We start from the raw sequence: 15,846 nt of genomic DNA, 5'->3' as shown, positions 1-15,846 counted from the left end.
CTCAGCCCTGCCGCGCCACGCCGCGCGGCAGCGTGAGCGGCAGGTCGTTGTAGGTCACGATGCCGGGGCCGGCGGCCACGACGACGGGAATGGCGTTGATGACCGGCATCGCGGTCATGATGTGCCCGAGGGTCATGAAATCGGCGATCGTCTCGGCCTGGAAATCCGGCGGCGGCAGGAAGCTGACGACGTTCTGCACCGTCGGACGCCCGTCGACCCGCAGGACCCACCCGTCCTGATCGATCTTCCAATCGGGCTCGAGCGTATGCCCCTTGCGCCAGCGGACGTCGATCTCGACAAGGGTCCGGTCTCCGATCAGCCCCCTCCAGGTCGCATGCACGCCGGCCACGCATCCCGCCGGTATGGTCCACGATCCGAGGTCCAGATCGGCTGTCGTCTGCGCGTATTCCGCGTCGCAGCGCACCTCGTCGAGTTCGACACCGAGCGCGTCGCCGATCAGCCGCACGGCCTCGCCGAACACTCCGGTGCCGTGCGCGGTCATCGCGGGCAGGCCGGGATCATCGATCGGTCGGCCGAACCCTACCGGCTGCTCCGTTTCCGGCGAGTCGTAGAACGTGGTGTCGGCGGCCTCGTTGACGGTGACCTTGTCGACCCGGTCGCAGATGCTCGCCGACAGGATGGCCAGCAGATTGATGTACCCGGGGCTGATGCCGGAACCGAACATGGTCGATCCGCCGCGGCGGCATGCCTCGGCGATCCGCTCGCGCCCCTCCCCCTGGTTGTGGCCGGTGATGAACGAAGCGGTCGCGACGACATCGACACCAGCCGACAGGATGCGGACCAGCTCGTCCACGTCGATCCACATCGGGTTGTAGACCACGCAGTCCGGCTTCAGCGCCAGCAGCGCGTCGACGTCGCCGGTGGCGGTGACGCCCAGGGGTTCGATACCGCACAGCTCGCCCACATCGCGCCCCACTTTGTCCGGCGACCACGCGTAGCAGCCGACCAGTTCGAGCAGGGGATTCGCCACGATCGCCCGCACCGAACTCTTCCCGACGTTGCCGGTCGTCCACTGGACGACCTTGTACGTAGCTGTGTTTGGCACCCGCTCAGCATAGGCGCCCGCAGCGCTTCTCAGAAGCAAAATTCTCAGATTGGAGAATCTGGTTTCCAGCAAGGATCGCGGGCCAGACGAGGAGCAGGCCGTCGGTGCGGCAGCCGCCGTCTCAGACCGCGGCGCGGACACCGAGCACCGCAGGCGTCGCCACACCGACGCAGACCTGCACCCTGTCCTGATAGAAGGCGACGTGCCCACGCAGACGGGCCACTTGGCCGACCGGGTTGTCATAGCTCCAGCACACGGCCGCGTCGCCGTCGCCGTCGAAACGCCAGTAGGTCGCCTGCCCTTTGAAGGGGCATCGGCTGCCGCGCGCGTCGTCGCGCCGAAGCGCGACGCGCACGTCTTCGCGCGGGAAATAGAACACGAGCCCGTGGTCCTGTTCGTCGACGAGCAGGGGCCGGGTCGTCTCGGCGACGAGCCGGTCGCCGAGACGGGCGGTGACGAGGTTGCGGCGGCGGTGGATGTCGACGCGATAGTCGGGTCTGGCCGCGAAGCCGGAGACCTCGACGCCTGCGGCTGCCCGCTGTTCACCCATCCGAAGACTCCTTCCCAACTGCCGATGTCCTAGAGCCGCGAATTCGCGGGGATCGCGGAATGTTCCCTGCGCGGCGGGCGGATCATCGCCTCCTGCGTGAACGAGGCGATCAGCCGACCGTCCTCGGTGTGCACCTGACCACGGACATAGGACATGCCCGCGCCCACCTGCGTGCTCTCGTGGAAATACAGCAGCCAACCGTCCCACCCGACCGGTTCGTGGAAACTCACCGTCACGGTCATGACCGCCGTGGAGATGGTGTGGTGCGCCTGGCTGGTGCCGACTCCGAGGTGCGCGCGCATGGTCGTCGACACCGACAGGTGACCGGTGAAGTGGGCGAGCAGGGCTTTGGCGAGATCGTCGCGAACCGGAATCGGTTCGTAGCGCAGCCAGGCGGACAACTCGGGCGGGCCGACCTCCGCGGGATCGTTCACGTCGGCGACGCCGACGATGCGCAACTCGCGACCTGCCATCGGCATATCGGCTTCGATCGACTCGGCAGGCCCGGCCACCCGCGGGCGCGGCGCGTGATGCCGGATGACGTCCGCTGCCGGCGTGTCGGCCAGCACGGAGACCGAAGCGCAGCGCCGCCCGTGCTGATTCACCGCCACCGACGCGGCGGCTATCGAACGCCCCTCGTGGGTCACGTCGACGACGAACTCCACGGGCTCGTCCGGATCCGCAACCCGCACGAAGACGGCGTGCGCCGAACGAATCGACTTGCCGGGCAGTCGTTTCGCGACCGCGACGACGGATTGGGCGAGCAGTTGGGTGCCGTCGACCACCTTGCGCGATCCGCCGTCACTGGCGCCGATGAAGGTGTTCGCGCCGACCGGAGCGACATCGAAGATCTCGAGCATCCGCGTCACGGAGGACTCGCCGTGCGCGGACGTCTCCTCCGTGGCGCTCATCGCGTCGGCGCCCGAGCCGATCCGGTCGTGCTCGGTATGCGTCATCTCGTTCCCTCTCCGCGGCGCCGCGGCCGAGTGGTCCTGCCGTGGCGCGGCGGACCCGCCGTCACCCGGCGCAGCGCCTGCGCGTACTCCCCCGGGCCGGGATGAAAGCCCTCCAGCCACCAGGTGGCGCCTGCCGCCGCGATGGCTTCGACCGTGGCACAGGCCGTGCCGGGCCGGTCTGCGGGCGTGCGCCCGGTGATGACGACGTCGAAAGGAGTTGCGTCCTCGCGATATTCGGTGACGGCGCGGATCAGTTCGGTGACGATCTCCGGGGTCGGGCCGAAGGCTCCGTCGGAGCCGACGATCATCGGGGCGACGCCGTCCCAGCGGGCGGCGCGCCGCAGCGGCAGACGGTTGGGCCAGTTGCAGCCGATCCAGATCGGCGGGCGGGGGCGCTGCACCGGGGTCGGCCGAAAGGTGACGTCGGTAGCGGACAGATGCGCGCCGTGGAAGTCGATCTTCTCGCCGGACCACAGTTCGGTGAGCAGGGCCAGCCCTTCGTCGAGCCGTTCGGCCACCTCACGTGGCCCGGCCGGTTCGCCCCAGGCGCCGTATTCGGCTTCCAGTGTGAAGCCGAGTCCGGCGCCGAGCACCAGGCGGCCGCCGGAGAGCCGGTCCACCGAGGTCGTCTGGCGCGCCAGCGTGCCGGGGCGGCGGCGCGCGACCGGAGTCACCAACGGGCCGAGACGGATGCGTTCGGTCGCGGCCGCGACCAGCGTGAGCAGCACCCACGGGTCGGCGAGGTCGACGGCGCCGTAGGGGAACACCACGTGGTCCCAGACGAAGAAGCCGTCCCACCCCGCCTCCTCGGCTCGCCGGGCCAGGTCGGCGACCTGACGCGGTTCGGCGAACTCGCCGAGGCAGGGCACACACAGGCCGTATCGCATAGCGTTCTCGCCCACGGGATCCGGTTCGATACCGCCGCTGCTTACTTGAGCATGCTGCCCGCGTCGATCGGCAGCGGAACACCGGTGACGAAACGGGATTCGTCGGAGGCCAGGTAGAGCACCGCATTGCTGATGTCGACCGGCTCCACCCACGGTATCGGCAGGGTGTGGAACATCCGGCAGATCGGCTCGAGATCGGCCGGGCCCGGGTTCTCCAGGTCGGGACGGAACAGCTTGTAGGTGCCCTCGTTCATCACCATCGGCGTGTTCACGTGCGTCGGGTGCACCGAGTTGACCCGGATCGAGTGCTGGCCGAGTTCCACGGCGAAGGTCCGCATGAGACCGACGACGCCGTGCTTCGCGGCGACGTAGTGCCCCACGTTCAGGTACGCCTTGAGCCCGCCGACGGAGCTGGTGAGCACGATCGAACCACCGCGTCCACCGGCGATGAGATGCGGCGCGCCGGCTTTCACGGTCTTCCACACGCCGCCGAGGTTGACATCGATCATGTCGTCCCACAGATTCTCCTCGAGGTCGAGCAGTTGCCCGCCCTCGTTGCCGATGCCCGCGTTCGCGACGATGACGTCCAGCCGCCCGAGCTGCTCGACGCCGCTGTCCACGGCGGTCTTCAGCGCGGCGTAGTCGCGCACGTCCACCTCGGCCGTGAATACGCGCCTGCCTTCGGCTTTGACCAGATCGGCGGTGGTCGCCAGATCCTCGGGCGTGGACATCGGGAAGGGCACATTGTCCAGCTGCTTGCAGACGTCGACGGCGATGATGTCGGCGCCCTCCTGCGCCAGCCGCACCGCGTGGCTGCGGCCCTGGCCGCGCGCCGCGCCGGTGATGAACGCGACCTTTCCTTCGACCCGTCCGGTCATGGTTACCTCTATTCGTTGTCTCGCCGAAACGGCTTGCTCGTGAATGGACTCGGAGCGAGGGGAATTCGCGCCCGGTCGCTCAGGGATCGGGAGTGAAGGTGATGTGCAGTTCGGTGAGCCCACGCAGGATGAAGGTGGGTTCGTAGGTGTAGTCACGCTGCCCCGCCGGACCGTGCCGCTGCGCATCGATCGAGATGTCGAGCATGCGGTCGAGGATGCGTTCGATCGAGACCCGGCCTTCGACACGCGCCAGCGGGCCGCCGGGGCAGGAATGCACGCCGCGGCCGAAAGCCATGTGCTCGCGGAAGTTCGGGCGATCCAAACGGAATTCGTGCGGATCGTCGAAACGACGCGGATCACGATTGGCCGCACCGGGGCAGAACATCACCGTCGATCCCACCGGAATATCGGTGTCCCCGATCGTCGTCGCCCGCTTCGCCAACCGGAAACCGCTCTTCACCGGCGAATCCAACCGCAGCGTCTCCTCGATGAACACCGGAATCAGGCTGCGGTCGGCCCGCAATCGCTCCTGCACCTCGGGATGATCGCCGAGAATCCGCAACGACGCGCTCAGCAACTTCGCCGTGGTCTCCTGCCCGGCCGCGAACAAGAAGGTGGCCGAGCGCACGACGTCGATGACCTCGGGGGTCGACCCGTCCGGGTACTTCGCCAGCGCCAGCGAGGTCAGCACATCGTCACGCGGCTCACGCCGCCGATCACTGATATAGGAACCGAATTTCTCGTCCAGCCACTCCAGCGGGTTGCTCGACACGATTTCGTTGTCGATCGCGCCGACCCTCGACCCGGGGCGCTCGGCGCCGAGCGCGATGCGGAACTGCTCGTGGTCCTCCTCCGGCACACCGAGCATGTCGGCCACCACCAGCAAGGAGAACGGCTTGGCGTACTCGGCGAGGAACTCACACCGGCCACGCTCCAGAAACTCGTCGAGCTGGCGATCGGCCAGCCGCCACATGAAGTCCTCGTTCTCCTTCAGTCGCGCCGGCGTCAGCAACCGATTCAGCAGCGAGCGCGCATAGGTGTGCTGCGGCGGATCCATCGTCACCATGTGCTCGAACATCGGCAACCGATCACGGTGCCGCTCGATCAATTCGGTGATGTCCTCACCCTCGATCTCGAAGGGCAACGGGGGAAACGGCCCGCCGACCGCGATCGCCGAGGAGAACACATCGGCGTTCTTCAACACCGCTGTCGACTCTTCGTACCCCGTCACCGCGTACACGCCGTACCGGGATTCTTGCGTCACGGGGCATTTCGCCCGCAGATGATCGAAATACGGGTGTGGGTCCGGAACGAGCGCCGGATCGGTGAAGTAGTCGACCGAATCGAAGTCAGTCATGCGGAGCACTCCTGGAGGGGTAGAAGCAACCTTTCTCGATGGTAACAGCACTCTTCGCATATGCGAATAGCATTCTCATCTGGCTGCAAGGGTAATGAGCGGATCAGCTATCAGGGCAGGTAGACGCGGCTCGCCAGCCAACGGCTGCCGACGAGTTCCATGGTCATCATGACCCGGCTGCGATCGACCCGCGGGTCCGACGAGGCGGTGTTGGTCACCGTCTGATCGATGAACAGCAGGACTTCGACTTTCGTCTCCGTCGCCGACTTGACCGCGGCGTCGAGCACCGTGCCCTTACCGGTCGCCTTGTTGTCCAGCAGCAGCTGCCGCAGCTGTCCGCTGGAGCGGGTGTACATGTCGTGGAACTCACCTGTCGACCCGTCGAGCACGGCGGCGAAATCATGGTCCAGCGTGCCCGAGTCCACGCTCGTCAGCGTGACAGCGTACGAGCGCGCCGCGGCGAGCCCGGCCTCCGCCGCGGCGTCCACGTCACGTTCCTTCTTCAGCTGCCATCCCAGCACGGCCGCGGCGACGATCGCCGCCACCGCCACCGCCGCGATGACGGGCAGCAGCCCCCGGCGGACCAACGGGAGCACCCGGGACATCCGGCCCCGCCGTGGGGTCTCGCTCGGCCGCGCTTCGGCCGCGGCGCTGTCGGCGGGCTGCTCGGACCGGGCGGAGTCCGTCGTGGCAGCCGCCTCCTCGGGCTCGTCCTGCCCTGTCGGCGGCTTCTCCTTCGTCGCTACCGTTGTCTCGATGTCGCTGTGGCTCATAGATCTTCCTTTCTCCGTTCGGTCATCGCCGCGGCGCGGGCGGCGGGGGCGGCAGCGGCGGTCCCGCGAACGTGAGCGGAAGCGACAGCGGCCCGATCGGGGTGGGTGTGGCCTGCTGATCCGCACGGACGCCCGGCGGCGGCCCGTCCGGAATTTCCTCTCCCGGCGGGCGGGGCGCGTTGCGCGCGCCGCGGATGAGCACCGAGGGATCGTGGTTGGGACACGACGTGTACAGGTAGGGCTCGGGGAAGTCCGGCAGCGACGGCGGGCGCCGAGGAAGGTCGTAGTCGCAGGTGTAGCGGGGATACAGATTCACCAATCCCCAAACGCCACCGTCGTGGAACGCCACGCCGATCGCATCCAGCGTCGAGCCGGAGCGCTCGGTCGGGAAGAAGAACTCCTGGAAAGCGGGCACTCGCTTCGACGTCGTATCGGCCACCACCGTCAGGTTCGCCAGCAGCCCCGCGCCCGCGGCGGAGTTCTCCGCGAGCACGGCGTCGAGCGCGCGCAAGGTTCCCGGTGCGGCTGCGAGCAACTCGACATAACCACCGGACTTCTGCTCGACGCCACTGAGCAAGGTATTCGTGTCGGCGGCGAATCTGCCGAGGCCGGGACCGAAATCGCTGATCGTCGCGAGCACCGACCGGCTGTCGCGCAGCAGGCTCACGGTCTGCGGAAGCACCGCATCCAGGGTGGAGACCAGGAACAGGCCGCCGTCGAGGATGTCGGCGAGTTTGCCCGGCCCCTCGGGACCGACACCGAGCTCGTCCACGATGGCCGCCAGCTCTGCGGGATCCACCTGGGCCAGTGCCGAATCCAGTTCGGTGAGCGTCTTCCACAGCGGTGTCGGCGTCGTGGTGCGTTCGACCGCGATCTCTGCGCCGTCGGCGAGATACGGTCCGTCGTCGCGGGTGGGGCGGAAGTCCAGGTACTGCTCGCCTGCCATCGAGAGGCTCGCCACGCGGACCTCCCCCTCGGCGGGCACCCGCGCATCCGCGTCGACGGCGGCGACCGCGACCAGGCCGGTGCCGGTCAGCTCCACCGACTCGACCCGGCCGATCGGCACGCCGCGCAGGGTGACCTGCCGACCGGCCAGCAGACCGCCGGAGTCGGCGAGATGCACCCGCACGGTGATCGTCGAGGCCACCGGATCGACGCCGAGCGCGCCGAAGACGAGATAACCCACTCCCACCACCAGGGTGAGCACCAGCGCGCTCGCGGAAAGGACCGAACGCCTGGCTCGTCCCGCGCGCACCGTCCTCACCAGCACCCGCGCGGGCATCTCCAGCGCCGTCGCGCCCGCCGCGCGCAGCCGGGTCGACCCGCTCATCGGCCACCGCCGGTCACCCGCTGCTGGAGCCTCAGCAGGGTGTAGGTGAGACTCCCCACGAACGCCGCCCAGTCCCCCGCGCCGGGCACCCGGCTCTCCGGATCACCGGTGTGGTTCGGATCGGGCAAGGCGCCGATCGCCAGATCGCGCATGTCGGCGTCCACACTCGCCGACGTGCTCGTGGTGATCGCGATGATCGGTCCGAGCATCGCGTTCATCGCCGCCACGCTCGCGTTCGGATCTGTTGCCGCGGCGTTCAGTTCGGCCGCGATCCGGTTGATATCGGCGACCATGCCGGTGGTGGCGGCGCCGTTCAGTCCCGGGAACTTCGCGAGCTGCCCGCTGATCCGGTCCACTCTGCGAACCAGATCCAGCGCTTGCCGCGCATTGTCCTGAAGGGTGGTCAGCGCAGGCCCGGCCGCGAAGACCACGTCATCGATCGTGCGGCGTTGCGCGTCGAGTTGTCCGGTCAGCTGGTCGATCTGCGCGAGGGTGGTGCGGATGTCCTCCGAGCGCGCGGACAGCGCCTGGACCACTCGGGTCGACTGTTCGATCAAGGCGCCGACCCGGTCGCCGCGGTCACCGACCGCTTGCCCGAGGCCGTTGACGAGGGTGGTGAGATTGCGGATCGCGCCACCGTTCACCAGCAGGGAGGCCGTCGTCAGCAGTTCCTCGATGGTGGCGGCGGCGGCCGTGGCAGCGCGAGCGATGCTGTCGCCGTCGCGCAGCACGGGAGTCTCGGGCGTGGCGTCCGCCGGTGCCGTGAGCGAGACGAAGACATCGCCGAGCGGGGTGGCGGTGCGCAGTTCCGCGCGCGTCCCGAGCGGCAGGATCACGTCTTGCCCGATGCTCATCGTGACGACCGCGGTGAAGTCGCGCACCGCCATACCGGTCACCTCGCCGACGTCCGCTCCGGCGAGCCGGACCTTCGCCTTGGCGGGCAGGTTGAGCGCATTGGCGAAGTCGGCGTGGATGGTGTAGTTCGCGCCTCCGACGCCGGGCGCGGGCAACGGGAGGTCCTCCAGCCCGACCGAACACGCCGGGGTCGTCGCCAGCACCACCACGCCGAGTGCCGCCGCGCGGAATCCTTGTCGCCAGGTCCTCATCGTGGCAGCCTCGACATCGCTTCGAGCATGTCGGTGATCCCGAAGTCCGGCCCGAAGTCCTGCAAAGTACCGGTCGCACAGCCGAGTTGGCGCAAGCCCAGGATGTTGCACACCTCTTTGACGAGCTGGCTGTCGAAGAACACCTTGTCCAGCAGCGCGTGCACCCGCACACCGCGATGCTCGAAATCGACCGCCTTGTAGGCGTTGTTCAGCAGCAGCGGCGTCACGTCGATGAATTCGGCCAGCTCGCGCCGGTAGTCGGCGAGCGCCCGCGTCACCGTGTTCGCGTCGGAGACCGTGGCCGAAATGCTCTCGGCGTTGTGCGTGAGCAGATCGCTCGCCTGCAGCAGAATCTTGTTGATCTGCGCACCCGTGTCGCCGGCGCCGATATCGAGGTCCGCCAGCACATCACCCAATTGCCCAGTGGCGGCGCCGAATTCGCGGATCACGCCTTCGTTGTCGGCGACCGCGCGCACCAGGACGGCCAGCTGGTCGACGAGCCGGGTGATCGAGTCGCGGACCGCGGCGCCGCCGTCGTCGCCCAGGCGTATCGCGGCGGCCAGTTCGTCCATGGTCGCACGCAGCTGGGGACCGCTTCCGGTGGTGATCGCCGCGGAGACGCCGAGCAATCTCGCGATCGGGCCGTCGCCGGGCTGCGCGCCTTTCAGCTCGCCCGCCATCCGATCGGCAGCGCCCAGCAGGCGATCGAATTCCACCGGCGTCCTGGTGCGGTCGAGCCCGATCCGGGCGCCGTCGGCCAGGGTGGGGCCGCCGCGGTAGGCCGGGGTGAACTCGACGTGACGGTCGGTCAGCACCGACGTCGACAACGTGACGGCTGTCGCGTCGGCGGGGATGTCCACCTCGGCGTCGATCTCCATCGTCACCTCGACGTGTGAGCCGCGCGCGACGACCGCGGTGACCTCGCCGACCGGCATACCGAGCACGGCCACCGCGTTGCCGACGTAGAGACCCGCGCCGTTGTCGAACGAGGCGGTCACGGTCTTGCCGCTGTCTCGCAAACCCACCGCGTCACCGGCACAGCCGGCCAGCGCACCGACCACAAGCACCGCGCCGAACCGGATCAGAAGACCTATCGCTCTCATTTGCAGTCCTTGAAGTACGGGGGCAGATCGGCCTGCAGGGCGCGGCTGCTGATGGCGCACATCCAGGAGTCGACCAGCGGCCCGGCCGGCGAGGTGAAGTCGACCTCGTTCCCGGTGCCGGAGGCGTTGGCGAAATTGCGCACCGGGACGGGCAGGATCTCCAGCGTGTTCCGCAGCAGTCGGTCGTTGCGCGCGAGGCTGCCGAGCAATCCGTTCAAGCCGGTGATCAGCTCTTCGAGTTTCGGCCGGTCCTCGACCACGAGCACGCGCAGCTGGTCGGCGAGACGCCGGGTTCCGTCCATCAGTCGCTGAATGGCGTCGCGACGCGCGACGATCTCGGTGAGCAGGTCGCGGCCCCGAGTCGTGATCGCGGCCAGGTCCGCACGCTGCTCGGTGACCACCGTGGTCAACCGCTGGGCGCCGGCCAGCAGCGCGCCCAGCTCCCCGCGGCGGTCGCCGATGATCTCCGACAGCGCGCGCATGTTCTCCAGCAGGCCGGGCAGCACCGCGGGCACCCCGTCCAGTTGGGTGGCCAAGCTGTCGAGCGACTTGCTGATCTGCCGAGCGTCGATCCGATCGAAGGTGACCGTGGCGTTCTCCAGCGCTCGCTGCAGATCGTAGGGGACGGCAGTGTGGCTCAACCCGATTCGCCTGCCGGGCAGCGAACCCTGTCCCGCCGGACGCAGTTCCACATAGCGCGCGCCGAGCAGGGTGGTCAGCTTGATGGCGGCGCCGGTCTCCGAGCCGAGGGAGACATTCTTGTCCACTTCCAGGGTGACCACCACGTGGTCGCCGGCCAGCCGCTGCGCCTCGACGGTCCCGACCGGCACGCCGGCGACGGTCACCGAGTCACCCGGGCGGATCCCGGCGGCTTGGGCGAATTCCGCCTCGTAGGTCACCTTTCCGACGCCGAGCGCGTCGAACCCCAGCGCGGCGCCCAGGACGGCCAGCAGCGCCACCAACGCGACCACGCCCAGGGTGCCGCGCGGGTGCTCCTCGATCGGCTGCCTGATCGTCGGAACAATCTGTCTCGCAACGTTTTTCAGTCTCATACTTTCACCCGCAGATCGGTGATTGCTGGGGCTTCCCGGTGGCCGACGCCAGCCCCACCACGGTGGGCACGAGCGTCGTCAGGCTGGGAAACAGGTCGACGCCGAAATTGCACAGGTAGGTGCCGAGGTAGGCGCCTTCCTGACTCACCCTGGCCAGGCCCTTCATCAGGGCGGGCAGGTTGAATCCGAGGTAGGCGAAGTTCTCCTTGTTCTCCATGAAGTGCCGGGTGAAACCCGGTTCGCGATAGAGCATTTCGTCGAGTTCGGGTTGCACGCCCGCGACCACGCCCGCCATCCGGTCGGTCATCGTCGCGGCGGTGCTCAGCGTGCCGAGCAGCTCGTCGCGGTGCTGTGCGAGCCCGTCGATGATCGAGCGTGACCGCGTGATGAGCGAGCTCACCTCACCGCTGTGCACCGCCAGATCGCCCACCACCCGATCGAGGTTGGTGATGACGGAGCCGAGCACCTGATCCGGGCCGGCCAGCGATCGGGCCAGGGTCGAGACCTGCTGGATCAGCAGGACCACCGAGGTGTTGTCCCCCTGCAACGCCTTGATCAGAGCACCGGTCACGTTGTCGACCTGTTTCGGGTCGAGCCCGCCGAACAGCGGCTCGAATCCGTTGAGCAGCTCGGAGATGTCGAACGAGGGCTCGGTGTGCTCGAGCCGGATCTCCCCGCCCGGACGCAGCGGAGACGGGTCACCGAAATCGGCCGGCGACAGACCGAGGTATCGCTGGCCGATGACGTTCTGGTAGGTGATCGACGCCTTCGTGTTGCCGGACAATTTCTGGGCGTCCTCGACCCGGAACCGCACCCTGGCTCGCGTGCCGTCCAGCTCGATCTTGTCGACGCGGCCCACCCGGACCCCGGCCATGCGCACGTCGTCGCCGACCCGCAATCCGCTGACATCGCTGAACACCGCCGAATAAGGGTGGGTTCCGCCGTTGACCCCGCGATCCAGTGTCACGAAGGTGACCCAGAGCAGGCCGACAGCGACGGCGACGAACAGGCTCACCCCGACCAGGGAACGGCGATAACTCATCGAGCGCCTCCAGGGAAGGGGCCGTCGCCCAGCAGCGGCGCGAGGACCGATTCCGCGCCATTGGCGTCTCCGCTCAGTACGCGGCGGATCAGCTCTTGCAGATCCGCGGGCAGGACCGGCGCCGGCGGATAGGTCCGTGGGTCCATCGTGGGCGGCAGCTCCTGGGTGGGTACGGCGGTCGGCGCCGTGCTGCAGCTGGGCGCCGCCAGCTCGCCGTAATGTGCGCAATCCGCCCTGGTGTACAGCGTGTGCGGGGTGAAGCGGAACTGGAACTTGCCGCGCCCGCGGGGGCTGTCCTGATTCCAGAACTCGGTGAACCACTGGTCGGACAGTTTCTTGATCCGGACGACGATCGGCCCGAACGCCGGTGAGCCTTCGGCGAACACGTCGAGGACGGGGCCCATCTGGTTCGCCACGGTGACGATCTGGTCGGTGCGCCGGTCCAGCGTGTCGCCGACGGCGGACAGGGTCGTGCCACCGGCAGACAGGAGGCCGACGAGTTGCTGGTTGTGCTCGGCGAAGGTCCGCATGGGCGCGACCGCGTGATGCAGCGCGTCGAGCAGGTCGGGTGCGGAGGCGTTCAGTCCGCGCACGGCGTCGGCCATCAGGGTCAGCGTCGGCGGCCCGCCATCCGGGGTGAGCAGCGCGTCGAACTCCTTGGTGATGCGCTCGAGTCGAGCGCCCGCCGCGACGATGTCGGCGCCACGACGGTCGGTCGCCGTCGCGACCGCGGCGAGCACACCCACCGTGTTGCTCGCGCCGATCCGCGCTGTGCTCGCGATGATCTCGCGCAGTTTGGTGAGCGCGGTCTGCAGTTGCACTGTCGAAAGGCTGCGGTCCTGGCGGATCTCGGCGTGCGCGGGTAGCGGGGCGCCGGGACCGTTGTCCACCAATTGCACCGACGACACGGCGAAGACGTTGCTCGGCACCACCCGCGCGGTCACCGTCCGCGGAATCCGCGCCACCGCCGACGGATCCAGCAGTAGCCGTACCCGGTTGGGGCCGCTGCCGACGGCTGGTGCGACCTCGGCCACGGTGCCGACCAGCATCCCCCGGAACTTCACGTCCGAGCGGGCGGGCAGTCCGTCGCCGAGCTGCTCCAGCAAGGCCGTCACCTCCACCTTGTCGTCGAAGCGGCCGGTGGACTTCATCAGCAGCACCGACACAACCGCCACGGTGACCACGACGAGAACCAGTCCGCGTAAGAGCAGCGCGACCGCCGAGGGGCCACGCCCGTCTTTCTCGAACAGGATGGACATGGTCATCCTCCGAGCCTCGCGCTGGCGCCGATGCCCCAGAGCGCAACCGTGAGCAGCAGATTGACGACGATCATCAACGAGATCGCCGCTCGCATCGCCCGCCCGGCGGCGATGCCGACCCCCTGCGGGCCGCCGGCGGCGTAGAAGCCGTAGTAGCACTGGACGGTCGAGGTGAGGACGACGAAGACGACCGCTTTGATCAGCGAGTAGACGATGTCCGGCCCGTTGAGCACCAGCTGGAAGTAGTGCTCGTAGGTTCCCGCCGACAGCCCGCCGGACAGCCCGACCACCACCCGCACCGCGAGATAGTTCACCGCCAGGCACACCACGTACAGCGGGATCATCGCCAGCACCGAGGCCAGGATCCGCGTGCTGACCAGGTATGGGATGGAGCGGATACCCATCGACTCCAGAGCCTCGATCTCCTCGGCGATGCCCATGGCGCCCAGCTGCGCGGTGAAACGGCAGCCCGCCTGCGCCGCGAACGCCAGCGAGGCCATGATCGGAGCGAGTTCGCGCGTGGAGGCGGTCGAGGCGATCAACCCGACCGTCGGCTCCATCCCGAGCAGATGCAGGGCGTTGTAGCCTTCCAGGCCCACGATCGCCCCGCCCGCGGCGCCCAGCACGATGATGACGCCCGCGGTCCCGCCGCCGACGACGATGGAACCGTTGCCCCACGTGACATCGGACAGGATGCGCACGAACTCGGTTCGGTAGTGGCGCAGCATCACCGGAATCGAGAACACGGCGCGCAGGAAGAACGTCATCATGTGCCCCAGGCGCATGATCGCCGTCCCCAGCAGGGTGAAGCTCCGCAGTGCGAGGCGCGTCCCCGGCGGGCGGTAGGGCGCGGCCATCACAACCCCTGCCTGGGGAACAGGATCATCGACAGTTGCGTGACCGCGACGTTCACCGTCATCAACAGCAGGATCGACGCGACGACGGTCGAGTTGACCGAGTTCGCCACGCCCGCGGGACCGCCTTTGGTCGACAATCCCTTCTCGCACGCCACGACGGCCACGATGGCGCCGTACACGACGGCCTTGAACAGGGTCAGTACCAGGTCGCTGACCGTCGCGAACGACGCGAAGGTGGTGACGAAACTACCGGGCGCACCGCTCTGGACGAAGACGTTGAACAGGTAGCCGGCCAGGAAGCCGACGAAACAGACGACACCGGTCAGCGACACGCCCACCACCACGGCGGCGGCCAGCCGCGGCACGACCAGTCGACGCACCACCGAAACCCCCATGACCTCCATCGCGTCCAGCTCGTCGCGGATCTTCCGGGAGCCGAGGTCCGCGCAGATGGCCGAGCCGACGGCCGCGGCCATGAGGAGCGCGGCCACCATCGGCGCGCCCTGCCGGATGACCGCCAACCCGCTCGCGGCGCCCGCCAGCGAGGTCGCGCCGACCTGCCCGGCCAGCAGGCCGAACTGAATGGACAGCGTCACCCCGATCGGCAACGACACGAAGATCGTCGGCAACACGGCCGCCGAAGCCATGAAGGCGGCCTGCCTGACGAACTCCGCGAACGCGAAACGCCCGGTGACGACGTCCACGCACAGGTACTGCAGTGCGCGCACGCCCAGAACGAACTGGCCGCCAACGGTTTCCAGGGCGGTGATCGGATGCCGGCGCAGGTATCCGCGGAACCACGCCGTGATCGCCCGAGTCGCCCACCTCTCCGGCGGCGCGTCGCCGCCGGCGGAGGCGCGCGTGCCTGCACGCGCGTCGGCTTCTCGGGGAATCATCATGCTCTCGAAACTCTTCAGGTCCGGCATCCATCGGCCCATATCCATCGGCACTGGAGAACAATTTGAAACAGTTTTGTTCCACGCGACGGCAACACGGTTGCACAAGGAATTGTCCGGACATTCGAACGGTCCAGTGACTGCCGCGCTTCCGGAGGGTCGGAAATCCGCACCCGAGACGTCGGCCCACCTGCCCGACTCGAATCTCGCCCCGAGTGCTCGCTCCGGCAACGAAGCGTCACATCGTTATTGTGCGGGCAGTCACATCACGAGTCAATAGCGTAAGTGAAAAGATTTTCGCAATTTCGCCGGAAAGAAGTGAATAGTATTGGACACGACACGAGAACGAGAGCACAAATGGAGTGACAGGCTGTTTCCTGCCACTCGAACAGTCGACGACATCGTCGACCGAACGACTCGTTTCGCCGAACGAGGCGTCGTTATTCCGGCGGCCGAGCCGCCGTGCGATAAATTCCGCGCGCACCACGAAAGAGGTGCCGCGAAGTGCGCGCCGTATCACCGCGAGCCCGCACAGGCCTCCTGACTACCTGATGTTCACGTGTCGAGTACCCCGCGACATCGGTGCACAGCGGCCGGATCCACCGCCCCGGCACCGGATGCCGAGCGGATGCTCAGCAAGATGCTGTGCACATGCATAGCATGTGCCGAGACAACGCGTCAATAGAACCGGTGTCCGGTACTACGATACGAATTGATCCCACGACCAGCTTTCT

The 15,846-nt window shown here is 68.0% G+C and carries 15 protein-coding genes; all 15 read right to left on the bottom strand.

The window, feature by feature from the left end:
- Position 1: 1 nt before the first annotated feature.
- Positions 2–1,066 (bottom strand): dihydrodipicolinate reductase, encoded by a 1,065-nt coding sequence (locus IU450_RS11855; RefSeq protein ID WP_195149822.1) that lies wholly within the window; start codon positions 1,064–1,066, stop codon positions 2–4.
- A gap of 121 nt (positions 1,067–1,187) precedes the next feature.
- On the bottom strand, positions 1,188–1,616 hold the full coding sequence (locus IU450_RS11850) for a DUF427 domain-containing protein (RefSeq protein WP_195149821.1): 429 nt from the start codon (positions 1,614–1,616) through the stop codon (positions 1,188–1,190).
- A gap of 29 nt (positions 1,617–1,645) precedes the next feature.
- Complete coding sequence (locus IU450_RS11845; protein WP_195150033.1) at positions 1,646–2,527, bottom strand: acyl-CoA thioesterase domain-containing protein; 882 nt, start codon at positions 2,525–2,527, stop codon at positions 1,646–1,648.
- A 41-nt stretch (positions 2,528–2,568) separates the two neighbouring features.
- Positions 2,569–3,474 carry an LLM class flavin-dependent oxidoreductase gene (locus IU450_RS11840; RefSeq protein ID WP_324197635.1) on the bottom strand — a complete coding sequence of 302 codons (906 nt, stop codon included), beginning with the start codon at positions 3,472–3,474 and terminating at the stop codon, positions 2,569–2,571.
- Between the two features lie 26 nt (positions 3,475–3,500).
- Positions 3,501–4,337 carry a mycofactocin-coupled SDR family oxidoreductase gene (locus tag IU450_RS11835; RefSeq protein ID WP_195149820.1) on the bottom strand — a complete coding sequence of 279 codons (837 nt, stop codon included), beginning with the start codon at positions 4,335–4,337 and terminating at the stop codon, positions 3,501–3,503.
- Between the two features lie 79 nt (positions 4,338–4,416).
- Entirely contained in the window at positions 4,417–5,694 is a 1,278-nt protein-coding gene (locus IU450_RS11830) for a cytochrome P450 (protein WP_195149819.1), read from the bottom strand.
- 110 nt (positions 5,695–5,804) lie between these two features.
- Positions 5,805–6,467 carry a hypothetical protein gene (locus IU450_RS11825; RefSeq protein ID WP_195149818.1) on the bottom strand — a complete coding sequence of 221 codons (663 nt, stop codon included), beginning with the start codon at positions 6,465–6,467 and terminating at the stop codon, positions 5,805–5,807.
- Positions 6,468–6,489: 22 nt separating this feature from the next.
- Positions 6,490–7,797, bottom strand: a complete 1,308-nt coding sequence (locus tag IU450_RS11820) for an MlaD family protein (protein ID WP_195149817.1) — start codon at positions 7,795–7,797, stop codon at positions 6,490–6,492.
- The gene (locus tag IU450_RS11815) at positions 7,794–8,903 is read right to left on the bottom strand and encodes an MlaD family protein (protein ID WP_195149816.1); all 1,110 of its coding nucleotides are present in this window, start codon (positions 8,901–8,903) and stop codon (positions 7,794–7,796) included. The genes IU450_RS11820 and IU450_RS11815 overlap by 4 nt, the downstream gene beginning before the upstream one ends.
- Positions 8,900–10,006 carry an MCE family protein gene (locus tag IU450_RS11810; protein WP_195149815.1) on the bottom strand — a complete coding sequence of 369 codons (1,107 nt, stop codon included), beginning with the start codon at positions 10,004–10,006 and terminating at the stop codon, positions 8,900–8,902. Before IU450_RS11810 ends, IU450_RS11815 begins: the two co-directional genes overlap by 4 nt.
- Positions 10,003–11,058, bottom strand: a complete 1,056-nt coding sequence (locus IU450_RS11805; RefSeq protein ID WP_195149814.1) for an MCE family protein — start codon at positions 11,056–11,058, stop codon at positions 10,003–10,005. The genes IU450_RS11810 and IU450_RS11805 overlap by 4 nt, the downstream gene beginning before the upstream one ends.
- A gap of 4 nt (positions 11,059–11,062) precedes the next feature.
- Positions 11,063–12,100 carry an MlaD family protein gene (locus IU450_RS11800; protein WP_195149813.1) on the bottom strand — a complete coding sequence of 346 codons (1,038 nt, stop codon included), beginning with the start codon at positions 12,098–12,100 and terminating at the stop codon, positions 11,063–11,065.
- Positions 12,097–13,365, bottom strand: a complete 1,269-nt coding sequence (locus tag IU450_RS11795) for an MlaD family protein (RefSeq protein WP_228834438.1) — start codon at positions 13,363–13,365, stop codon at positions 12,097–12,099. The genes IU450_RS11800 and IU450_RS11795 overlap by 4 nt, the downstream gene beginning before the upstream one ends.
- Positions 13,362–14,216, bottom strand: a complete 855-nt coding sequence (locus IU450_RS11790; RefSeq protein ID WP_195149812.1) for an ABC transporter permease — start codon at positions 14,214–14,216, stop codon at positions 13,362–13,364. Before IU450_RS11790 ends, IU450_RS11795 begins: the two co-directional genes overlap by 4 nt.
- On the bottom strand, positions 14,216–15,112 hold the full coding sequence (locus tag IU450_RS11785; RefSeq protein ID WP_195150030.1) for an ABC transporter permease: 897 nt from the start codon (positions 15,110–15,112) through the stop codon (positions 14,216–14,218). The genes IU450_RS11790 and IU450_RS11785 overlap by 1 nt, the downstream gene beginning before the upstream one ends.
- Positions 15,113–15,846 lie beyond the last annotated feature (734 nt).

The sequence above is a fragment of the Nocardia abscessus genome, from assembly GCF_015477775.1.
Taxonomy (GTDB): Bacteria; Actinomycetota; Actinomycetes; order Mycobacteriales; family Mycobacteriaceae; genus Nocardia; species Nocardia abscessus_A.
Note: the sequence above shows the minus strand (reverse complement) of the source record. Positions and strands in the feature narration are given on the sequence as shown.

Bases quoted from the DNA above. Each gene is read 5' to 3' on its own strand.
- IU450_RS11850 (WP_195149821.1), bottom strand. From the start codon at position 1,616: ATGGGTGAACAGCGGGCAGCCGCAGGCGTCGAGGTCTCCGGCTTCGCG.
- IU450_RS11845 (WP_195150033.1), bottom strand. From the start codon at position 2,527: ATGAGCGCCACGGAGGAGACGTCCGCGCACGGCGAGTCCTCCGTGACG.
- IU450_RS11835 (WP_195149820.1), bottom strand. From the start codon at position 4,337: ATGACCGGACGGGTCGAAGGAAAGGTCGCGTTCATCACCGGCGCGGCG.
- IU450_RS11830 (WP_195149819.1), bottom strand. From the start codon at position 5,694: ATGACTGACTTCGATTCGGTCGACTACTTCACCGATCCGGCGCTCGTT.
- IU450_RS11825 (WP_195149818.1), bottom strand. From the start codon at position 6,467: ATGAGCCACAGCGACATCGAGACAACGGTAGCGACGAAGGAGAAGCCG.
- IU450_RS11820 (WP_195149817.1), bottom strand. From the start codon at position 7,797: ATGAGCGGGTCGACCCGGCTGCGCGCGGCGGGCGCGACGGCGCTGGAG.
- IU450_RS11815 (WP_195149816.1), bottom strand. From the start codon at position 8,903: ATGAGGACCTGGCGACAAGGATTCCGCGCGGCGGCACTCGGCGTGGTG.
- IU450_RS11810 (WP_195149815.1), bottom strand. From the start codon at position 10,006: ATGAGAGCGATAGGTCTTCTGATCCGGTTCGGCGCGGTGCTTGTGGTC.
- IU450_RS11805 (WP_195149814.1), bottom strand. From the start codon at position 11,058: ATGAGACTGAAAAACGTTGCGAGACAGATTGTTCCGACGATCAGGCAG.
- IU450_RS11800 (WP_195149813.1), bottom strand. From the start codon at position 12,100: ATGAGTTATCGCCGTTCCCTGGTCGGGGTGAGCCTGTTCGTCGCCGTC.
- IU450_RS11795 (WP_228834438.1), bottom strand. From the start codon at position 13,365: ATGACCATGTCCATCCTGTTCGAGAAAGACGGGCGTGGCCCCTCGGCG.
- IU450_RS11790 (WP_195149812.1), bottom strand. From the start codon at position 14,216: ATGGCCGCGCCCTACCGCCCGCCGGGGACGCGCCTCGCACTGCGGAGC.
- IU450_RS11785 (WP_195150030.1), bottom strand. From the start codon at position 15,112: ATGATTCCCCGAGAAGCCGACGCGCGTGCAGGCACGCGCGCCTCCGCC.